General features: G+C 56.6%; 15 protein-coding genes. 9 read left to right on the top strand and 6 right to left on the bottom strand.

Features of this window, described 5'->3' with window-relative positions; genetic code table 11:
• Positions 1 to 28: 28 nt before the first annotated feature.
• The gene (locus IEY52_RS05685; RefSeq protein ID WP_189001228.1) at positions 29 to 3586 is read left to right on the top strand and encodes a DEAD/DEAH box helicase; all 3558 of its coding nucleotides are present in this window, start codon (positions 29 to 31) and stop codon (positions 3584 to 3586) included.
• 36 nt (positions 3587 to 3622) lie between these two features.
• Here the strand turns inward: IEY52_RS05685 and IEY52_RS05680 are convergent, their stop codons facing one another.
• On the bottom strand, positions 3623 to 4927 hold the full coding sequence (locus tag IEY52_RS05680; protein ID WP_189001225.1) for a DJ-1/PfpI family protein: 1305 nt from the start codon (positions 4925 to 4927) through the stop codon (positions 3623 to 3625).
• A gap of 36 nt (positions 4928 to 4963) precedes the next feature.
• Entirely contained in the window at positions 4964 to 5944 is a 981-nt protein-coding gene (locus IEY52_RS05675; RefSeq protein WP_189001223.1) for a GlxA family transcriptional regulator, read from the bottom strand.
• A gap of 135 nt (positions 5945 to 6079) precedes the next feature.
• On the opposite strand from IEY52_RS05675, the gene IEY52_RS05670 reads away from it, so the two are divergent.
• The 5 genes from IEY52_RS05670 to IEY52_RS05650 all read left to right on the top strand — a co-directional run bounded on the left by IEY52_RS05670 (position 6080) and on the right by IEY52_RS05650 (position 11000).
• Entirely contained in the window at positions 6080 to 6799 is a 720-nt protein-coding gene (locus tag IEY52_RS05670) for an MbnP family protein (protein WP_189001219.1), read from the top strand.
• A gap of 1 nt (position 6800) precedes the next feature.
• A complete protein-coding gene (locus IEY52_RS05665) occupies positions 6801 to 7763 on the top strand; it encodes a cytochrome-c peroxidase (protein WP_189001216.1) in 963 nt (320 codons plus the stop codon).
• The gene (locus IEY52_RS05660; RefSeq protein ID WP_189001214.1) at positions 7760 to 8176 is read left to right on the top strand and encodes a hypothetical protein; all 417 of its coding nucleotides are present in this window, start codon (positions 7760 to 7762) and stop codon (positions 8174 to 8176) included. Before IEY52_RS05665 ends, IEY52_RS05660 begins: the two co-directional genes overlap by 4 nt.
• 139 nt (positions 8177 to 8315) lie before the next feature.
• Complete coding sequence (locus tag IEY52_RS05655; protein WP_189001211.1) at positions 8316 to 9779, top strand: DEAD/DEAH box helicase family protein; 1464 nt, start codon at positions 8316 to 8318, stop codon at positions 9777 to 9779.
• On the top strand, positions 9780 to 11000 hold the full coding sequence (locus IEY52_RS05650) for a DUF790 family protein (protein WP_189001208.1): 1221 nt from the start codon (positions 9780 to 9782) through the stop codon (positions 10998 to 11000).
• A 4-nt stretch (positions 11001 to 11004) separates the two neighbouring features.
• On the opposite strand, the gene IEY52_RS05645 is transcribed toward IEY52_RS05650, so the two are convergent.
• The gene (locus IEY52_RS05645; RefSeq protein WP_189001205.1) at positions 11005 to 11220 is read right to left on the bottom strand and encodes a hypothetical protein; all 216 of its coding nucleotides are present in this window, start codon (positions 11218 to 11220) and stop codon (positions 11005 to 11007) included.
• A gap of 359 nt (positions 11221 to 11579) precedes the next feature.
• On the opposite strand from IEY52_RS05645, the gene lpdA reads away from it, so the two are divergent.
• A complete protein-coding gene (gene lpdA / locus IEY52_RS05640) occupies positions 11580 to 12995 on the top strand; it encodes a dihydrolipoyl dehydrogenase (protein WP_229684651.1) in 1416 nt (471 codons plus the stop codon).
• On the opposite strand, the gene IEY52_RS26600 is transcribed toward lpdA, so the two are convergent.
• Positions 12979 to 15141: a helix-turn-helix transcriptional regulator gene (locus IEY52_RS26600; RefSeq protein WP_229684650.1), complete on the bottom strand. Its 2163-nt coding sequence runs from the start codon at positions 15139 to 15141 to the stop codon at positions 12979 to 12981. The genes lpdA and IEY52_RS26600 overlap by 17 nt on opposite strands.
• A 249-nt stretch (positions 15142 to 15390) precedes the next feature.
• Positions 15391 to 15906, bottom strand: coding sequence for a thioredoxin-like domain-containing protein (locus IEY52_RS05630; protein ID WP_189001202.1), 516 nt, complete (start codon positions 15904 to 15906; stop codon positions 15391 to 15393).
• 237 nt (positions 15907 to 16143) lie between these two features.
• Here IEY52_RS05630 and IEY52_RS05625 point away from each other — a divergent pair, with 237 nt between their 5' ends.
• Together IEY52_RS05625 and IEY52_RS05620 are read left to right on the top strand one after the other, a co-directional pair.
• Positions 16144 to 18051: a LodA/GoxA family CTQ-dependent oxidase gene (locus IEY52_RS05625; RefSeq protein ID WP_189001199.1), complete on the top strand. Its 1908-nt coding sequence runs from the start codon at positions 16144 to 16146 to the stop codon at positions 18049 to 18051.
• Positions 18039 to 19073: an NAD(P)/FAD-dependent oxidoreductase gene (locus IEY52_RS05620; protein WP_189001179.1), complete on the top strand. Its 1035-nt coding sequence runs from the start codon at positions 18039 to 18041 to the stop codon at positions 19071 to 19073. The genes IEY52_RS05625 and IEY52_RS05620 overlap by 13 nt, the downstream gene beginning before the upstream one ends.
• 11 nt (positions 19074 to 19084) lie before the next feature.
• Here IEY52_RS05620 and ptsG read toward each other — a convergent pair whose 3' ends face one another.
• Entirely contained in the window at positions 19085 to 21031 is a 1947-nt protein-coding gene (gene ptsG / locus IEY52_RS05615; protein ID WP_189001176.1) for a glucose-specific PTS transporter subunit IIBC, read from the bottom strand.
• Between the last annotated feature and the right edge of the window lie 78 nt (positions 21032 to 21109).

The raw sequence follows: 21109 nt of genomic DNA, 5'->3' as shown, positions 1-21109 counted from the left end.
CCGCTTTTTTGGGCTATGCTGTACCCGTATGTCTGGTCTGAATCTGACGCTGGCTGAGGTGCAAGCTGGTTTTACCAAAGGAGAATGGTCCAGGGCACTGGGATTGGTGCGGGCTGGAGCGGTTCGGGAAACAGAGTGGATTGAACGCAAAAGCCTGCTGATCTGTGGGGTGATGAGCTCCAACCGCCGTGACCTCTACGAGGTGATGATTCGCCTGAAACCGGGCAAGCGCAGCCTGAGCATCGAAGGAGAATGCTCCTGCTACATGGGCTACAACTGCAAACATGTGGCTGCTGCCCTGATCGCCTGGATCACCGCCCTGGAAGCGGAAAGAACAGCTGTTCCTGAAACTGCCCATGAAACCGTTTTGACAGCAGAGGCAGTCCCAGAACTGAATGAAGAAGACAGCAAACGGCTCAGGCTGATCCGTTTCATCTGGGAGCACAAAAAAGCCCTGCATGAGCCTTACCTTTCACAATTTCGTGATCTGCACAACAAATTTCCTGAGGCAGTGCAATCAGAACTGGGAGAGACGCTCTGGAAGGCCATGGCACGGGTGCTGGAAGATTCGGGTCCTGGCAAAGTTGAAGCTGTGCAGGCTCAAAACAAACCTGAAAAACCTGTTTCAGCAAAGCCTGCTGTGCCCCAGAGCCCTCCCATCAGCCTGCCTGCAGCATTGCAAAACTGGCTGGATGCAGCCACCGAGCCCGCCCGCCCCTCTGGGCACACCCTGCTTTTTGTTTTGCAGGAAAGCCAGAACAACCAGGGGCAACCCACCCTGAAATTCAAGACCCATGCGGCCCGCAGAAACAAAGAGGGCCTGAAGGACATCAAGGTCTATGAGGTGGGCAGTTCCAGTGCCCAGTACGTGAAGGTGGACATGGAACTGATGGGTGCCCTGGGCCAGATTCAGGACTGGAAGGGCATCAAGGATTTGCCCCTCACCCCACATGTGCTGAGAAGTGCACTGGAAACGGCAAGGGTTTACGTGCATGGCCGCTGGGACAAACCTGTGCGTCTGGGAGAGGCCCGCAGGGGAAGGCTGACCTGGACCACCCATGCAGATGGGTTGCAGCGTCCGGGGCTGCTGGTGCCAGGGGCCAGTGTGGTGCTTCCCATTTCACGCCCCTGGTACCTGGATTCCAGCACGCTGGAACTGGGGCCTGTGGAAACGGATTTTTCTGCAGAAGACCTGCAGCGCTTCCTGAGCATTCCTGCCTTGCGTCCAGAACACACCCAGTTGCTGGCTGAGACCCTGGCAGGACATTTCGCAGGTCGGTTTCCAGCGCCAGCCGTGCTTCCCATGAAGCGCACGAATGCTCCGCTGGTGCCGCGCATCACTTTGTGTTCGGACAGTGTGAGTTTCGGGTACTACGCGTTGGGGGAGCGGGTTCACAGCCTGAAAATGGAATGGACTTATCTGGGTCAGGCTGTGACAGATCAGGCTGCTCCAGAATTGCATGTGGTCCAGACAGACCGGGTGTTGACCCTGCCCAGAGACAGCAAAGCAGAGCAGGCCACCCTGACCCGCCTGAAAAAACTGGGGTTTGAGGAAACCGAAAAAGTTCACAAATACCAGCTGCCAGACCGCCTGAAATCCCGCTGGACTTTTAAAACCAGCCAGCAGAAATACTTTTCTGCCGAGCAGTTGTGGCTGGAATTCATTGCAATCCAGGTGCCTGTCCTGAAAGCGCAAGGCTGGGAGGTGCGTTACGACCCCAGCTTCGATTTTCAGGTTGCAGAAGTGGGGGGCTGGTATGCCGATCTGGAAGAGGGCAACGACTGGTTCGGACTGGAGCTGGGGGTGATGGTGCAGGGTCAGAAAATCAGTGTGTTGCCCCTGCTGGTGTCCCTGATTCGCAGCATGCCTGCCAGCACACTCTCAGAGCAACTCAGATCCATGGATGATGCCTCGATGCTGTACTCCAGACTGGAAAATGGCATGCTGGTGCCCCTGCCCGTCCAGCGGGTGCGTTCCCTGCTGGGCACCCTGGTGGAATTGTACGGCCAGACCGGACTGAAGGAGGGCAAAGTCCGGCTTCCGCTGCTGGACGCTGCAAGGCTGGCAGAGCTGGAACAGGACCTCAAACCCGAATGGTCTGGTGGGGAAAAGCTGCGGGCACTGGGCCAGAAACTCCGGGATTTTACGGGCATGCAGGCTGCACCGCTTCCCACAGGGCTGAATGCACAACTCAGGCCCTACCAGCAAGAAGGCCTGAACTGGCTGCAATTCTTACGGGAATACGGCCTAAATGGCATTCTTGCAGATGACATGGGCCTGGGGAAAACCCTGCAGACCCTCACGCACCTGTTGCTGGAAAAAGAACAGGGCCGCCTGAAAAACCCTGCCCTGATCGTTGCTCCCACCTCTCTGATGCACAACTGGCTCTCCGAGGCCCAGAAATTCACCCCAGATTTGAAAGTGCTGGTTTTGCAGGGCAAGGACCGCAAGCAGGACTTTGAGAAGATCAAAGACCATGATGTGGTGCTCAGCACCTACCCGCTGATCTCCCGTGATTTTGAGGTGCTTGCACAGCACACTTTCCACAGCATCATTCTGGATGAAGCCCAGAACATCAAGAACGCCAGAAGTGCCACCAGCAAGGCCATTCATTTGCTGAAAAGCCAGCACCGCCTGTGCCTGACCGGAACCCCGCTGGAAAACCATTTGCTGGAACTCTGGTCGCTGTTTCACTTCCTGATGCCTGGATTTCTGGGGGATGAAAGGCAATTCGGGCAACTGTACCGCAATCCCATCGAAAAGCAGGGAGATGTGTTGCGGCGGGCAGCCCTGGCAAAGCGCATCAAGCCTTTCATTTTGCGCAGAACCAAGCAGCAGGTGGCCAGAGAACTCCCTGAAAAGACCGAGATGGTCATCAAACTGGATCTGGAAGGCAGCCAGCGGGACCTTTACGAGACCCTGCGGGTTGCCGTGCAGAAAAGGGTGCAGGAAGAAATCGCCAGCAAAGGTCTGGCCAGAAGCCACATCATGATTCTGGATGCGCTCCTCAAACTCAGGCAGGTGTGTTGTGACCCCAGATTGCTGTCCATCACAGAGGCCAGAAAAGTCAAAACCTCAGTGAAGCTGGACTGGTTCACCGAAACCCTCCCCAGCATGGTGGAAGAAGGCCGCAGGATTCTGGTGTTTTCACAGTTTGCCACCCTGCTGGGCATGCTGGAAGAGACCTTGCAGACCCTGAAAATTCCATATTCCAAAATCACCGGGGAGACAGGTGACCGCAAAATCCAGATCGAGCAATTCCAGTCTGGCAAGACGCATGTGTTCCTGATCAGCCTGAAAGCTGGGGGGGTGGGGCTGAACCTGACGGCAGCGGATACAGTGATTCACTACGATCCGTGGTGGAATCCTGCTGCGGAGAATCAGGCGACAGATCGGGCCTACCGGATCGGGCAGGACAAACCGGTGTTTGTGTACAAACTGATCACAGCTGGGACCCTGGAAGAAAAAATCCTGGAAATGCAGGCCCGCAAGGCTGCACTGGCTTCAGGGATTCTGGAAGGGGGTCTGGGAGAGGGGCAATCCCTCACACCAGAAGATGTGCAGAACCTGTTCGCTCCGTTGTGAATGCAATCCTGGTTTTCTCCAGCCAGCAGAGTCCAATCAGGATCTGCCGGGTGTGTTTTTCTGGATTTCCATTGGAGCAGTTTTGCTTTTTCTGAGGCACACAAAACCCCATTCCAGCAAAAGCACCAGCAGCACACCCAGCACAGCCAGAAAAAGAGGACGGTACACCACCGGGTTTCCCCATCCTGCACCTGTGTAACTTTCTGGACCAGAGCGGTATTCCAGCCTTCTGGCCCCGAAAACCGCTGTGGGCACATTTTGCACAGCAGCCAGTTGTTTCAAAGCCTGATCGAAGGGGAATCCTGTCCCAGTCAGTTTCAGAACGGGCAGGGTGGGATCTGCATGGTCTGTTCTGGGCAGCACATCCAGTCCGTAATGGGTTTTGATGGGCTGTTTTGCGGTGGTCACGATTTTTGCGCTGAAGGTGGCAGGGAAGGTGTCCACCAGGGCCGCCAGATCCATTTCATCCATGCGGTTTTGCAGGGGCAACGGATAGGTGGGCCGGTCCCACAGGTAAGAGGCATTGAGCAGAAAAATGCCATCTGAAAACTGGGCCCGAATGGGCTTCATGTGGGGGTTTTGCAGGTAGGGGCTTGGAGCGTAATTGATTTTCTGCATGGTCTCCAGCAGAACTTTTTCCCCTGACAGACGTTCCAGCACATGCAAACTGGAATCCAGCCCCGAAAGCACCCCTGCAGAAGTGACGCGCAGCCCCTCATCCACGTAACGCTGGTCCCGGACCCACTGCACTTCTGGAAAGTTTTTGTTCAGGGTGCCCAGATCGCTCCAGTGGGCTGTGGCTTTCTTGCCGTTCAGCAAACCCGCCAGGGCGAGGGTGTTGGCCCCGGAGCAGATGCCCATGATGATGGTTTTCGGGTGTTTGCCCTGGACCTGCAACCAGGACAGCACTGCAGCATTGCCCTGGTTCTGGATGAAAGGGATGTTGGGAACAATGACCACACGAGGGCCAGCAGAAAGCTTCTGGTCCAGCTCCTGAAAAGTGTAGTGGGGCAGCAGATCCAGCCCTCCTGTGAGGGCGACAGGCAGGCGTTTTGCTGCAGCCGTGACCACATTGAATTTTCCAGAAGCTGCGAACACCTGATAGGGGACCAACACGTCGGCCACCTCGGAGACATCTGAGCCAAGCACCACCACCACGGTGGGTTTTGAGGGGTCCAGCACCGGGGCAGCAATGCCAGCGATCATTCCAGCAATGTTGCGTTGGGGAGCTGAAGACAGCAGCACGGTTTCATGGGCTTTCATGGACTGGTATTGCCCGACAGCAAAAGGCAGCAGAACGGCGGTCAGCACACACAGGCTGACCCGAACAGGGGTTTTCATGTTTTCTCCTTGTTTGTTTTGGATTTGTTCTGGGGCTTAGTGCTGAAATTCCAGCCTGCTTGAAGACGGTGAAGTGCCAAACTGGTCTTTCCAGATGCGTCTGAAATGGCGGGCATCTTCAAAGCCGCACCGCTGGGCAATGCCTTCCAGGGTGAGGGCCGGGTTGTGCATCAGTTGCCGTGCCAGTTCCAGCCTGAGTTTCTGCTGGTACTCCAGCGGGGTGAGGCCGGTGTGTTGCTTGAAGGCCTTGCTGAGCCCTCTGGGACTGAGTTTGACCAGGGAGGCCAGCTCTGACAGGGTGGTTTTTCGACCCGGTTCCTGCGCAATCTGGTCCTGAACCCGGTGCACCCCGGAATGCAGGTGGGTGCGGTAATCCAGGTAAAGGCTCTGCTGGGCGTGGTTGCTGTCCCGTCTGATGTACAGCACCAGATACCTTGCCACCCGTGCAGTAAAAAGGGGACCGTGTTCCCGTTCAATCAGGGAAAGGGTCATGTCCATGCCAGAGGCAATGCCAGCACTGGTGATGATGTTTCCATCCTGGGTGAACAGCACCCCATCTTGCACCCTTGCCAGCGGATAGCGGTGCTTCATGTGCTCCAGCAAAGACCAGTGGGTGGTGCAAATTTTGCCGTCCAGCAAACCTGCTTCTCCCAGGGCTGCAGCTCCCGTGCACACCGAGGCCAGGGTGGCCCCAATTCTGTGGGCCTGTTGCAACCACTGCAGCACCTCACCAGAAAACATCAGGTGTCCTGCCTGGGGTGGGCTGAGTTCCGGTCCAGGGATCACCACCAGATCGTGTTTTTCGGGCAGGGGAGGAGGGGTGAGCGGTCCCAGAGGCAATCCCTGGGCACTGACAATGGAGGGTTCAAAAGCATGAAAAGAGACCTGATAGGGTGCCCCAAAATACCGGGCGGTGTCAAAGACCTGTGCAGGCCCACCAAGATCCAGCAGGTTCACTTTGCCCAGCAGCAGGAAAATCACCCGCCGGGGTGAGGAAGAGGAGATCGGTCCTGTCATGCCTTCAGTGTAAAAAGAAAAACATGTGCTGGGAAGGCTGTAATTTTGCACCATCGGACAGATCAGGCACCCAGTGTTGCACCATCTCATCACGTCGGGATAAAAGTCCGGGATGTTTCTATAAAATCAGAAGGTATGAAGCAACTCATGACCTTTTTGCTGCTGGGTGGCATGGCCCAGGCTGCCACCCTGAACATTCAACTCTCTGTAAATGTGGGTAAAACCCCTCTGGAATTCGGACAGACCCAGCAGAACGTGGCTGGCAACACCTACAGCCTGGACCTGCTCAAGTTCTACCTCAGCGAGGTGGCCCTGGTGCAGGCAGACGGTTCTGAACTCCCTTTAGACGGCGTGCGCTTGCTGGAATTCAACAAGGACACCGGAACCCAGAACATCGAAATCTTCAAATCAGATGTGCCTGCCGGAACCTACAAAGGGGTGCGCTTCAGTGTGGGGATTCCCCGGTCCCTCAACCACACCGATCCCACGGCACAGAATGATCCTCTGGGTGTGGATTCAGGGATGGTGTGGGCCTGGAATCCCGGGTATGTGTTCTTCAAGATCGAGGGGAAATTTCTGAAGGGTGGAGCACAGCAGGTCTTTTCCCTGCACCTGGGCACCGATCCTTACAAGCTGCAATACAACCTTGCAGATGTGCAATTGCAGAAAATCCAGCTGAAAGTGCCCGAATCGGGCGGTGTGGTGAAACTGAAACTGGACATCTCGCAGATCTTTAAGGCAGGATTGAATGGCGAACAGTATGATTTGAGTCAGGCCAGATACCAGCAGGTGCACGGAGGTCCCGTTTTCGGGGCAGCCTACCTGAATTTGCTGGGTGCCTTTTCCCTGGAGTGACATGAACAGAATTGTGCCTCTGGTGCTGCTGGGTGTGGTGTGCCTCTCCGCTGCTCCTGCCCTGTTGCCCCAGATTCCCACCACCAATCCGCAAACCCCGGAGAAAATCGCTCTGGGAAAAAAACTCTTTTACGATCCCATCCTGAGTCAGAATGGCACAGTGTCGTGCGCCAGTTGCCACAACCCTGACCACGCTTTTGCAGACAACCAGCCCATTTCACCAGGGGTAGAAGGACGCAAAGGTGCCCGAAATGCCCCCACCCTGACCAATGTGGCTTTCAGAAAGAGTTTTTTCTTTGAGGGAGGCGCAAAGAGCCTGGAACTGCAGGCCATGGGTCCCCTCACCGAGCACAACGAGATGGCCTCAGATGTGGCAGAAACCGTGAAAAAACTCAAAGCCAGTGCCCAGTATGTGGCGCTGTTCAAAGCGGCGTTTCAGGATGAACCCAGCATGCAGCATGTGGTGGAGGCCATCGCCAGCTTTGAGCGCACCCTGGTCGGTTTTGACAGCCCTTATGACCGCTTTCAGCGTGGAGATTTGACGGCCCTGAGTGAGTCCCAGCAGCGTGGCATGGAACTGTTCTTTGACAAGGCCGACTGCTTCCATTGCCACTCGGGGGGCAATTTCACGGATGAATTGCCCCACAACACGGCGCTCTCCTTCTTTGATGAAGACCAGGGACTCTTCCGTCTCACCTCCAGAGACGAGGACATTGGTAAATTCAAAACACCGACCCTGCGCAACATCGCCCTGACTGCCCCCTACATGCACGATGGCAGCATGGCCACGTTGCGTGAAACGGTGCAGCACTACAACGATGGCGGAGAGAGCAACCTGAATGCCGACCCCCTGATGCGTCCCCTCGGTCTGACCGATCAGGAAATCGATGATGTGGTGGCCTTCCTGGAAAGCCTCACCGACGAAACCTTTGTCAAAAACCCCGCCTTCAGGGAGAAGCCATGAACCAGAGCAAGCTGAACCAGATCAAAAAAATCCTCTTGCTGTTGATGACCGTGCTGGGCACCGCCTGGGCACACAATGGTTTTACAGGAACAGGAACCACCATCTCCTACAAGACCAACCCCATGCCTTTAAAAGCATCCAAAGAGGGCTTTGTGCGCTTCCTGTTCACCCGTGAGGACCAGAGTTTGATTGCCGCCACAGAATGCAGTTGCACCATTCTGGTGTACCAGGGCTTGCCTGATCCCAAGGTGCGTCCGGTGGCCATGGGGAAAATGCAGATGGACAAGGACAGTCTGTTCTTCAAATTCACGCCCTCCAAGGCGGGGATGTACACGCTGGTGCTGGATGCCAAACCCATCAAACACGATGATTTTCAGGTGCTGAAGATTTACCTGCCTTTGATGGTGGAGTAAATTCAAATGGTTTGCACAGGACCTGCCCTTCTGGGGCAGGTTTTTTCTTGTGTGGGTGGATGATGTTTTACTGTGTATGCTAAAAACGTAATTTGATGCTGTTATTTCATTCAAAACCAAGATAAAATGAAAGGCACTGATGGCCCGAGTTCCCACCCTGACTTTTGACCGAGGCACCCTGATCCTGCATCCTCCACCAAAGGGGAAAGACTGGGTGCAATTTGTGCAGTGGGACGAGCGCATCGAGAAGTTTCGTCTGCCTGCCCACCAGTACCGGGCTTTTCTGGAAGCCATGCGCCAGGAAGGCACCGAAATCCGTGACGATGCCCGCAAGTTTCAGGATTTGTCCCTGAACCTCCCTGAAATCCAGCCCTTTTCCCACCAGCAAGACGCCCTGAATGCCTGGAAACAGGCCGGACGCAGGGGGGTGGTGATCCTGCCCACCGGGTCAGGAAAGACCATCCTGGCTTACCTTGCCATGCACATCACCCCCAGAAGCACCCTGATTTGCGTGCCCACCCTGGACCTGATGCACCAGTGGTACGCCGGGCTGCTCAGGACCTTCCCGGAAACCCAGGTGGGCTTGCTGGGTGGGGGCAGCAAAGACGAGGCCCCCATTCTGGTTTCTACCTACGACAGTGCAGCCATCAATGCAGAGCGTCTGGGAAGCCAGTTTGCCCTGCACATCTACGATGAATGCCATCACCTGCCCACCGACTTCTATCAGGTGATTGCAGACTACAGCATTGCCCCGTACCGTCTGGGCCTGACCGCCACCCTGGAGCGCTCGGACGGGCGGCATGAACTCTTGCAGAACATCATCGGACCCACAGTGTTCAAACGCACTCCAGAGCAACTTTCTGGGGGTGTGCTGGCCCCATTTAAAGAAGTGCAGATCAAGGTCACCCTTTCCCCGGATGAACGCCAGGAATACGACCGCCTGATTGAAGAACGCAACGGTTTCTTGCGGGACCAGGGAATCGGTCTGGGTTCTCTGGAGGGCTGGCAGCGTTTTGTGAAGCAGAGTGCCCGCAGCAAAGCAGGACGTGCCGCCATGCTGGCCCACCGCAGTGCCCGGGAAATTGCTTTCGGAACCTCCGGGAAATTGAGGGTGCTCTCTGACCTGTTGACCCGCCATCTGGGAGAACGCACCGTGATTTTCACCGATGACAACGCCACCGTGTACAAAATCTCCGAGCAGTTCCTGATTCCTGCCATCACCCACCAGACCCCGGTGAAAGAACGCCATGCCACCCTGGAACGCTTCAGAACCGGAGATTACCCGGTGATTGTGACTTCACGGGTGCTCAATGAAGGGGTGGATGTCCCGGAAGCCTCCATCGGGGTGGTGCTCTCTGGCACCTCCACCCAGCGTGAGTACATTCAGCGTCTGGGCCGCATTCTGAGGCGCAAAGAAGGCAAGGAAGCCATTCTGTACGAGGTGATCAGCGAAGGCACTTCCGAGGAGCGTGTGTCAGACCGCCGGAGAGGGGTGGAGCCCAACAAACCCCCGGAAGAACCCAGAAAACCCCCCACCCCGGTCAAGGGACTGGAGCAGGGAACGCTGGACCTCAACACCCCCATCAGCTGGGAGGATCTGTGAATGCTGACCAGTGACCTCTTGCAATACTCCCTCAAAGATGGGCAGGTGAGGCCCAAACTCCTCAAGATCACCCTCAAAAACATCGAACTTGCCCGCGAGATCATCGAGATCTTTGAGCAGCATGTGGGCCTGACCAGGCGTGACCTCTCGGAAGCCCTGCAGACCCTGGAAGGCGAGAGCACCGATTACCGCACCAAAAGGGGCCTTGCGCACCTGCTGAGCACCGAACATTCCACCTTTGACCCCATCACCCCTCTGGAACCCATCCAGCTTCGGGAACGGGTGTTCCTGCATGCGGCAAAAATGGGACCGATCGACACCCATTCCCAGCAGACCCTCACTGACCTTGCAATGCTGCTGGGACAGGAACTGGGACTGGTGCTCACGCCAGAACAGATCCGGGAAGGGCTTTATGCAGACCTTCCAGAGCGCCATTACCTGACCAGTTTTGAAGCCCCCGTGCCTGAAGATTTGCTGGACCGTTTCAACACAGCCCAGGCCCAGGGGATTTTTTACCGGGCTTACGACCTGAAACTCACCGCTTTCCGCAACTCCCAGGCCGAATACAAATACCTGTTCAAATTCTTGAAGCTCTTTGGCCTGATGACCTACATTGAAGGCGATCAGGACACCGGATTCACCATCACCGTGGATGGTCCCACCAGCCTGTTTTCGGCCAGCACCCGTTACGGGCTTTCCATGGCCAAACTGCTCCCTGCCCTGTTGCATGTCAGCAAATGGAACCTGACCGCTTCTCTGAAGCCCCGTTCCCTGGATTTGATGTCTGGAGATGAAACCCTGTCCTACACCCTGGATTCCCAGTGTGGGCTGCGCAGCCACTACAAAAAAGGGCAGATTTTTGACAGTGCACTGGAAGAGTCTTTCGCAGGCAAATGGGCGAAAGCCAAAACCGAATGGGTGCTGGAAAAAGAAGTGGATCTGCTTCCCATTCCGGGCAGCGTGATGATCCCCGATTTTCGCATCACCCACCCAAATGGCAAGAGTTACGTGCTGGAAGTGATCGGATACTGGAGGCCCGAGTATTTGCGCCGCAAATTCCAGCAGCTCAGAAAAGTGGACTGCGACAACATGATCATTGCCGTGTCAGACCGCCTGAACCTGGGAGATGCAGGCGTGGACATGAAAGACCTGCCTGTCAAGGTGGTGTTCTTCAAAGGGTCCCTGCAACCGAAAGCCGTGCTGGAGCTGCTGGAGGTGTAAGGCTTCAAAGTGGGCACTGGCTGGGACAGGCCATTTTCAGCATCCATGGTGTGGTGAGGGGACCCAGCAAAATCACCAGCCACAGGGTCAAAAAAAGCCTGCTGAAGGTGCCCAGGGGTGCATCTCTGCCACGTGCCATCAACACCACCGTTGTGCCCAGCATCACCAACCACAGCACCACAGCAACCCAGCCCAGGCCCATCAGCAGTGCAGTTGTCATCAAACCAAAAGCAAAAACCCAGAAGGTGGAAGGCAACAGGCTGAGCAACAGCAATCCAAAATACACCAAAGGATTGAATGGAGAGGGAGATCTGAAAATCAGACTGACCAGCAGAAATGCCAGAAGAAACAGACCAGCAAGCAGAGGAAGAGCTTCTGGATTTTCAAACATCAATGACCTCGCTGGAGAGCTGAAAAGAAAAGACGTTTATTTTTTCTGAAAATATGAAACATACCCTGACCATTTTACAGTGTATCCAGTTTCTTGCTCAAACCAACCTTCAGGTGCTCCGCCCATCATTACTGGGTGGTGCCAGCCTACCCACCCTGGAAGTACTTTTGTCCCCAGGAGGTCAGAACATGAAAACCCAAGACATGAAAACCTACGATGTGATCGTGGTGGGTGGAGGTCCTGGCGGTTATGTGGCAGCCATTCGTGCTGCGCAACTGGGCCTGAAAACCCTGGTGATCGAGAAGGAAAACCTGGGCGGGGTGTGTCTGAACTGGGGATGCATTCCCAGCAAGACCCTGATTCATTCTGCAAGGCAGGTGGACCACCTGCGGCATGGGGTGGCCGGTCTGGAGGTCTCTGGCCTGACCATCAACTACCCGAAACTGCAGGAACGCAAGGCAGAGGTGGTTCGCAAATTGACCGGGAACGTGGGTCTGCTGCTCAAAGGGAACAAAATTGATGTGCTGTACGGGGTGGCGGCCTTTGAATCTTCCAAGGTCTTGACTGTCACCACCAGAGAAGGCACAGAGCAGGTGCAGGCCAGCAAAGGCACCATTGTGGCCACCGGCGCAAGGCCCATTGAGCTTCCTGCCTTCAAATGGGACCATCAAAACATCCTTTCTGCCAAAGAAGCCGTCAGTTTGCAAGAAGTTCCGGACCGTCTGGCGATCATCGGCGGTGGGGTGATCGGGATGGAAATTGGCATGATGTACCAGTCTCTGGGCTCAAAAGTGACCATCATCGAGCAGGGTGCCCAGATTTTGCCTGGAACCGACCCTGAGGCTGCAACCCTGGTGTCCCGCACGTTCACAGAACGGGGTGGAATTTTGCTGACCCAGGCCCTTGCTGAGGGTTGGTCCGCGACTTCAGAAGGGGCGGTGTTGCACGTGAAACAGGCTGGACAGACCCATGATATATCTACCGGTAAAATTCTGGTCTCGGTGGGCTTTCGGGCCAACACCGAAGGGCTGAACCTGCAGGCCACCGGGGTCAAACTGGATGAACGGGGCCACATCCGCACCCAGCCCAGCACCCGCACCGATGACCCCATGGTTTATGCCATCGGGGATGTCTCTGGCGGGCCTTACCTAGCCCACAAAGCCAGCAAGGAAGGGGAAATTGCAGCAGAGGTTCTTGCTGGACAGCCATCCACCCGCGACTGGGTGACGATCCCTGCTGTGACCTTCACCTACCCGGAGATTGCCACTGCAGGTCTGACCGAAGCACAGGCGAAATCCAGAGGCATTCCTGTGCGGGTGGGTCGTTTCCCCCTGGCGGCATCAGGACGGGCACTGGCCATGGGAGACCAGATCGGGTTTGTCAAACTGATCAGCGATGAACGCACAGACCGCCTGCTGGGGGCCACCATCGTGGGTGCAGAGGTCAGTGAACTGATCGGTGAGGTCCTGATTGCGCTGGAAATGGGAGCCTCCATGCAGGATGTCTCTCTGAGCGTGCACCCTCACCCCACCCTTTCCGAAACCCTGATGGAAGCGGCCAAACACGGCCACAAAGAAGCCATCCACATCACCAACCGGAAGTGATGCGCTGGCCCAGATCGCGGGCGGCTTCCCGGTTGCTGACCCCCAGTTTCTCGTACAGGTGCTTCAGGTGGTATTTGATGGTGTTCACACTGATGCCCAGGGATTGGGCCATCTGTGGATTGGACTGACCTGCAGCGAGAAATTGCAGCACAGTCCGTTCCCGATCCGAGAGGTCCAACAAGGGCGGAGGGGTGATTTGCAGGGTGTCCAGCTTCACGTCGGGCTGGATGCCCTGTTTGCGGGCTTCCCGCAAAAGCAGCAAAAGTGCAGCCTCCCCAAGGCCTGCCAGAGGCAAAAACACCGGTTCATGCTGCACTGCATGCCAGAAAGATCGTGCTGCAAAACGGGCTTCTGACAGTTTCCTGAGGCGCACCAGCACATCCACCTGCACAGCCTGCACTTCCAGACGTTCCAGGGCAGATCCAGCCTGCACCTCCTGCACCTCCTGCTCTGCTTTCTGGTGGTCTCCCAGATCCAGTTTGCACCGCACACGCAAGAGGGCATGGGCAAAAGCATGATGTTGCTGCAACACTTCCAGAGCTTGCTTTGGACGGCCCTGCAACAGGTGCAACTGGGCCTGAGCAGCCACACTGGCTTCTGGCAAAACACGGACAGGTTCAGCCAGAAAATGCTGGCCCAGCAGCAGCACATCCCCTGAAACCTGCAACAGGTGGGCATGGTGGGTTTTTTCAGCCCAGATTCTGCACAACCTTGCAGATTGCACAGCCTGTTCAGGTTGCAAAGCCTGCAGGGAAAGCTGGGCCTGCAACGCACGGGCGTGGGCCACCAGTGGCCTGCAGCGCTCGGGATACAGCAGGGACAGTTCAAAAAGCTGTTTCAGGCTGCTTTCTGCCAGTCTCAGGCGCAAATGCTGCACCTCGGACTGGGCCTGCATCAGGAGGGTCAGCAAGGATTCGCAGATCAGACCCGTCTGCAAGGTCTGGTCCAGCAATGTCCCAAAGAAACCCTCTGCTGCTTCAAAACCTTCCAGACGGCTTTTCTCCCGACCCTCACTGACCCTGGCAATGTGCCTGAAAAAATGCCGATGGACCGGAAGGTGCCTTTCAGCGTGCTGGCGGCTGATCTGGCTTTGCTGCGGGTCCGGGCTCCACCACGCAATCAGGGCATGAAATTCTGCCTGTTGTTGCAGGTTTGCCGTGTTTTCCAGGCCTTCTCTCAATTCGTGCAGGCTGGCCCGGTAAGGGGTGCCTCCAAAGAACGCCAGATAACTGCGCACCAGCACCCTGCGGGGTTCCCGTTCTCCAGTGAAACCCTGCCCCAGCAGCACCTGAAACCGTTCATGCAGCTGTTCTCCCAGGCCTGCCAGCAGCAGGGTTTCCAGATGGGCATGGAGCCAGTCCAGTGCGCCTTCAGGCGTGAACTGCTGTTGCACCAGGGTCAGGGCATCGAGGTGTTGCTGGTCTGTCATCAGCACCTCCAGCAACTGCTGGATCAGGCGTGGGGTGGACTGGGTGTAGGCCTGCTGCCTCAAAACATGGCTTCTGAGGCCCGGAATCCACAGCAGTTTCTCAGGGGTGCCCCGAAACAGACCTTGCTGGACGCTGGCCTTTTCCATCACCGATGGGGCCTGTTCTCCCAGCAGATAACCCGCCAGTACAGGTGTGATCTCGGGCAGGGCGGCCAGTGGAATGAGGGGCTGGAAAGGCACTTCATGGTTCAGGAACTCCTGCAACAGCACTGTGTTTTGCTGCAATTCAAGCAGCATCGGGTACACCCAGCCCAGCCATTTCTGGTGGGCGGTCAACACCTCTTCTTCAGCAAAGCCTTGCTGGCTGCCCCAGTGCAGGCTCTCTGTTTGTGTGAAGGCGAGGTCTGCTGCAGACCAGATGTGCACCTTCCTCTGGTAAAAGGTTTTTCTCAGAGCGTCATAAGGCAAACTGCGAACGGCCAGCAGCACTTTCTGGGCAGGTGCGGTCTGAATGCGCTGTTCCAGAGCAGCAGGGTCCAGCAGGTCTGCATCGTCCAGACACAGCAACTCCGGATTGTGCTTTTGCAAGATTTGCAGCAGGGTGCTTTTCCCGGATCCTGCAGGACCCTGCAAGACCAGCAAAGTGGCAGCACTGCCGCTGACTTCTTGCAGCAAGCGCCTCTGGATCAGGTCAGGCCTGGACAGGCTCAGGGACACAGGACAGCAAACCTTTCCTGGTGGCCTGGGAACATGTCGCTCATGGTCTGGATTTTACCCGATCAGGCATTCAGTTCCTGCTCTACTGCGTTGATCAGTGAAATGAAAGGATTCAGAAGAATCCTTTCATTTCAAACCACACGAATCCAGGCAGTCACCTTTTGTTTTTCTGTCAAATGCTCTGAAAACAAAAATCTGAAAACAAAAAGAAGCAGGGACATCCCTGCTTCTGCTGGAGTTGTTTTGGTATTACTGGGTGATGCTGGTTCCGCCGCTGCAGGTGGCTCCGGGTTCGGGGGCCTCGCTGCTCTGGGCGTATTTGTTGATGAATTGCTTGATGCGCTTGTCGTCTGCGCTTTCCAGCTTGAGCTGTTTGCCCCAGGCGCTCACCACCACTTTGCTGGGCAGATCAGGGTAAGGAGAAACCAGCGTGTAGCTGTTGGCCTTGGAGGCCTCGACCAGCTTGTCCACATCGGCCTGGGGAAGGTCAGGCTGGTAGGTGATCCAGACTGCGCCGTGTTCCAGCGCGTGAACGGCATGTTCATTGTAAATGGGCTTGTCATAAACCCCGCAGTTCTGCCACACCTGGTTGTGGGGGCCGCCTGCTGGAGGGGTTTGCTCATAGCTGATTTTGCCTTCTTTGTGGACGCCTTTTCCCTCTATGGTGAAGGTCTCCACGCCGTCAATGTTTTCCGGGGTGTTGTTGCATGCAGAGAGGGCCAGAAGGCCTGCAATCAGAAGGATGGTAGTGTGGGTGAGTTTCATTCCGCTCCCATTGTACCCGACCTGCAGAAAAGTTGATTTTTCCCGGATGAGAACCAGAAGTCCAGCACAGGCCAGAGAAAATCCATCAGGGAAAACCCTTAGCACCGCTGTGGACGATGACGGGGACACAATTTTCGGGCTTTGCATACAATTGGGGCATTGATGCCAGCCTGTTGGCAAACCCGATTTTCCTGAAAACCTTCAGGGGTATTTTCTGCGGACTGCAAGGAGCCTTCCATGACCCAGACTTCAACCATTCACAGTGTGGCCATCTACCCCGGAATTGGAATCGCACGGGTGGGCAATTCCGACGCTTACTTTCTGGCCCCGGACCTCCCTGGTGAGATTCCCAGTGCAAACGGCAGTTTCAAAGACCCGGACGGCAAAGTCAAACGGCAGGCTGCCCGTTTTCGCATCTACGGTCTGGACGAAAACGGCATTCCAGTGCGGGAAATCACCGCCAGTGAAGCCACCATCACCTGGCGGGTGGAACTGGCCAACCTGAAAGCAGGCTGGTACCAGTTCATCAATGCCATGGACCTGGGCGGACTGTCCAAAACCGCACCCAAACGCAACGCAGGATTTCAGGGAGAAGAGCGCAACCAGCTCGTCCTGACACCGGGCAGCAAGAGCATTTCTGGCACCGACCAGTTCGGAACGGATTTTGAATTTCATGGCAGCTGCCTTTCACAGGATGTGTACATGGGGGAACTGCGCACCGATGAGGATGGACGTTTGCTGGTGCTGGGGGGGCATGGACAGGCTTACCCTGCTCAGCCAGGAGCCCGCCCCATCACTTTTGCCAACAACGACGGCTGGTGTGACGATGTGTCAGATGGTCCTGTCCGGGCCACCGTGACTCTGGGCGGCCAGACTTTTGAAGCCGAGCCTGCTTATGTGGTGGTGACGCCCCCCAACTTTGCCCCCGGTTTGCATGGTCCCCTCACCATGCTGGACGTGGTGCACAACCTGTACCAGGACATGGGTTGGTGGGTGCCCGGACTGGAACCCTCTTTTGAAAAAGACGTGCTGCCCATTTTTCAGCGCCTGACCGCCAACCAGTGGGTCAACAACGGGGTGTTCATGGCGTTTGGGTACGGTTCTCCCCTCAATTTTGAGGACCCGGACCTGATCGCAAAACTTTCGGATGCCAGCGAAGAAAACCAGCCTTTCCGTCAGCGCATTTTTGAGCTGTTCCGTCCTCCCACAGCAGATCAGCGCATGGAAGCCTACGCTCCGCCTTTTTATGGGGATGGTTTCGGAGAGGCCAATCCAGATGATTTTCTGAACGACCTCCCCCTCACGCCCCTGATGTACCAGACGTTGCAGCAGTGGGCTGCAGGTGCGTTTGTGCCTGACCTCGGACAGCATGAAAACATTCCTTTTCAGGAGCTGGACGCTTTGCAGCAGTGTGAAGCCCTCAATCAGGCAGGACTGTACGACTGTCTGGGAGGTCCCTTTCACCCCGGCATCGAACTGACCTGGGTGATGCGTCGCGCTGAAATGTGGGCCGCTCCCTATCGCCTGAAACTCCTTCCAGAAGGAGAAATCCCTCAGCTGGACTGGGGCACTGTGTTGTATCCTGCCATTTGCCTCAACCCAGAATCCGGCCCCCTGATTGCCAGTGGTCCCGGCTCCCTGACCCGCTGGATGGGTGTCCCCTGGCACACCGATGAAGCCTCCTGCGCTTCTGGCTATGATCCGCATTTTTACGTGTCCACCCCGAGTTTCTGGGCGGCCCGGGTGCCCAATCAGGTGATGAATGACGCTGCTGTGCCTGCCCTGGAACAGCCTGATTTGCCTGAACTGCAGGCCATGAAGCGCTTCTCTTACCGCCAGGACTGGTACCGGGACATTCAGGGCAGCAGTTACTACGACCGCATCAACAACATGATCCACGAGTGGTGGGAACTGGGCATCATCGAACCCACCCCGGTCCAGCGGGAAGGGTATCCCTCTGTGATGTGGGTGGAAAGCGGGCGCAACGAGGCCCTGACCGGCAGCCCCGATTACAGCCTGCAACTGGTTGAAAAAGCAGAAGCCTTCAGCCAGCCCCAGAAAGTGCGCATGAAACTGCTGGCCTCAGCACAGCCCGAAGAAGGCCGCAAATTGCCCCGTCGGGTGTACAACCAGTGGAACCGCTAGACCTGCTGATTCTGGGAGGAGGCCCTGCAGGATGTGCCGCAGCCCTCACCGCTGCCCGGCTGGGCCTGAGGGTGCAGGTGCTGGAACGCCACCCGCAAAGGAGCAAGCCTGGAGATGCCCTGCCTCCCCAGGCAGCTCCCATTTTGCAAAAACTGGGGGTGGTTCCGGATCCAGCCTGGGCCGTTCCCACGGCTGGTCTGGAATTTCGCTGGGGCAATGATGCAGTGAACCTGACTTCTTTTCCTGCTGTGCACCAGAGGTTTGGCCTGGCCTTGCACCGGGAGGCTTTTGAACAGCACCTCAGGACCCTGGCTGCAAAAGCAGGAGCAAAATTCTCTGCTGGGGTGCATCCAGAGCGGGTGCAGGAAACCGCAACAGGCTGGAGGGTGTCCTGTCACAACCACCCGGAGGTGCTGGCCCACTTTGTGCTGGATGCCACGGGCAGACAGGCCTGGTTTGCCCGCCAGCTTGGCATTTCCCGGATTCAACTGGATGCACAGGTTGCACTGTTCAGGATGAATCAATCCGTAAAAGGCCCACCCTGGATTCAGGTGCACTCCGAAACGGACGGCTGGTGGTACACCAGCCAGTTGCCCCAGGCCCGCAGCGAAATGTTTTTCACCGTTCCAGAAACCCCTGCTTACCTTGCCAGCATTCGGGAAGGCGGCTGGAAAGCGGCTGCAGCCAGCACCAGTTTTCTGAACCGCATTGCAGGAAAACGCTGGCTGGCGGTTGGAGATGCCGCGTTTACGTTTGATCCCATTGCCTCTCAGGGCATCAGTCAGGCCCTGAGCAGCGGATATTATGCTGCACTTGCAGCCAGGGATGTGCTGAATGGCAAAACAGAAGCAGGCGCAGCCTACGCCCTCACCCTGCTGAAAGCCACCGATGCCTTTTTTCGGGAGTGGAGGGGCATTTATCAGACAGAGCAGCGCTTTGCAGGCTCGCTGTACTGGAAAAGCCGCCACCAGTTGCCAGAGGTGCAGCTTCCCTGGTGGGAGGTGTTCCAGACCTCCACTTGAACTTCAGACGCTTAAACGATGCTGACCCCGGAATCTGCCAGCAGCACCCGGTTTTCGGGCAGCAGGTTGGTGAAAACCACCGGGGTGATCAATGAAGGCACCTTGTCGCGGATCAGGGGCAAATTCACTGAGAGCAGCAGATCTCCAGCCTTCACCCGGTCTCCCTGTTTGACTTGGGCCGAGAAACCCTCACCGCCCAGATGCACCGTGTCGATGCCCACATGGATCAGGATTTCATGGCCGCTGTCTCCCAGCAGGGCCACAGCATGCATGGTGGGGAACAGGGCCTCGATGGTGCCATCGCAGGGGGCATAGACAGAGCCGTCGATGGGATCAATGGCGAATCCATCTCCCATCAATTTCTGGCTGAACACATCGTCTGGAACCTGCGCCAGCGGTAAAATGCGGCCCCGCATGGGGGACTGGATGAACACCCCTCCGCCCACCTGTTGCACCTTGCGGGGGGTAGGTGCATGGGTGCGCTCCCCGTGCATCAACTGGTGAATCTCGGTGCTGAGCTGCTCGCTCTGGCCTCCGAACACCACCTGCAAATTCTGCCCGATCCGCACCACCCCGGAGGCCCCCAGGTGCTTGAGGCGGGTGGGATTGACGTTCTGCATGTTCTTCACGCTGATCCTCAGGCGGGTGATGCAGGCTTCCAGTTGCTCGATGTTGCTGCTGCCCCCCAGTGCGGCCAGCACTTCTGAAGCCAGTTGTGCCGGAGCCTGAATGGGCAGGGGAGAGGTGGAACCGTCATCCCGGCCAGGGGTGGGGATGTTCAGTTTCTGAATGGCAAACCTGAAAATGAAGTAATACAGCAGGGCGTAGGCTGCCCCCACAGGCAAAAGCAGGATGGGGCGGGTGGCGTGTCCCCACAGCAGCACGTAATCAATGAATCCAGCACTGAAACTGAAACCCAGTTTGACCTGCAAAGCATTCATGATCAGGAAGGCCACCCCGGTCAGCACAGCGTGAATGCCGTACAGCAGTGGAGAAACAAACATGAAAGCAAATTCGATGGGTTCGGTGATGCCAGTCAGAAAAGAGGACAGGGCGGCAGAGAACATGATGCCTGCCACCTGTGCCCGTTTGGCGGGTCTGGCGCTGTGCACAATGGCGAGCGCTGCTGCAGGCAACCCGAACATCATCACCGGGAAAAATCCAGTCATGAACAAACCTGCAGAGGGGTCTCCGCCCAGAAAGCGGGCACTGTCTCCGCGCACCACATCGCCAGAAGCCGTGACGTAATCCCCCAGGCTGTACAAAAACGGGTTGTTCCAGATGTGGTGGATGCCAAAGGGAATCAGCATGCGGTTGAAAAACCCGAAGAGGCCACTGCTCAGTTCGGGGTTGCTGCCGGTCACCACGCGGGTGAAGTCATCGAGTCCGGTCTGCACCGGGACCCAGATGTAAGCCAGGAGGGTGCCAATCAGAACCGCTGAAAGGGCTGTCAGGATCGGAATGAAGCGTTTTCCAGAGAAGAATCCCAGGGCAGGATGCAGTTTGATGGTGTGGTAACGGTTGTAGAGCACTGCGGCCAGAATGCCAATCAGCATGCCGCCAAACACCCCGGTGTCGATGGTTTTCACACCCATCACCTGGGTCATGAAGCTCTTGCCAAAACTGGTTTTGACGGCATCGAAACCGGTCAGGTCAGCAATGCTGCCCATGGTGGAGACCATCACCAGAAAGCCCACCAGTGCGGCCAGGGCAGCCACACCCTCTCCAGCCGTGAGCCCGGTGGCCACCCCCACAGCAAAAAGCAAGGGGATGTTGTGCAAAATGGCATTTCCTGAACTGAGCATGATGCTGGCTGCACCTTCAGGCAGCCAGTGGTTGCTGGCAGCGTGGGTGCCAATGCCCACCAGCAGACCTGCTGCTGGCAGCACGGCCACAGGCAGCATCAGCGCCTTGCCGACCTGCTGTAATCCCCCAAAGAGCCGTGTGTTGTGCTTCATGGTCCTCCGCGTCAGGGCAAATCTGGGATCCAGGAGGCATGTGGGGGAACAGGGGCTGGATCAACCTTGAAAGATACC

It is taken from the genome of Deinococcus roseus (genome assembly GCF_014646895.1).
Classification (GTDB): Bacteria; Deinococcota; Deinococci; order Deinococcales; family Deinococcaceae; genus Deinococcus_C; species Deinococcus_C roseus.
This window is presented reverse-complemented; position numbering and strand designations above follow the sequence as displayed.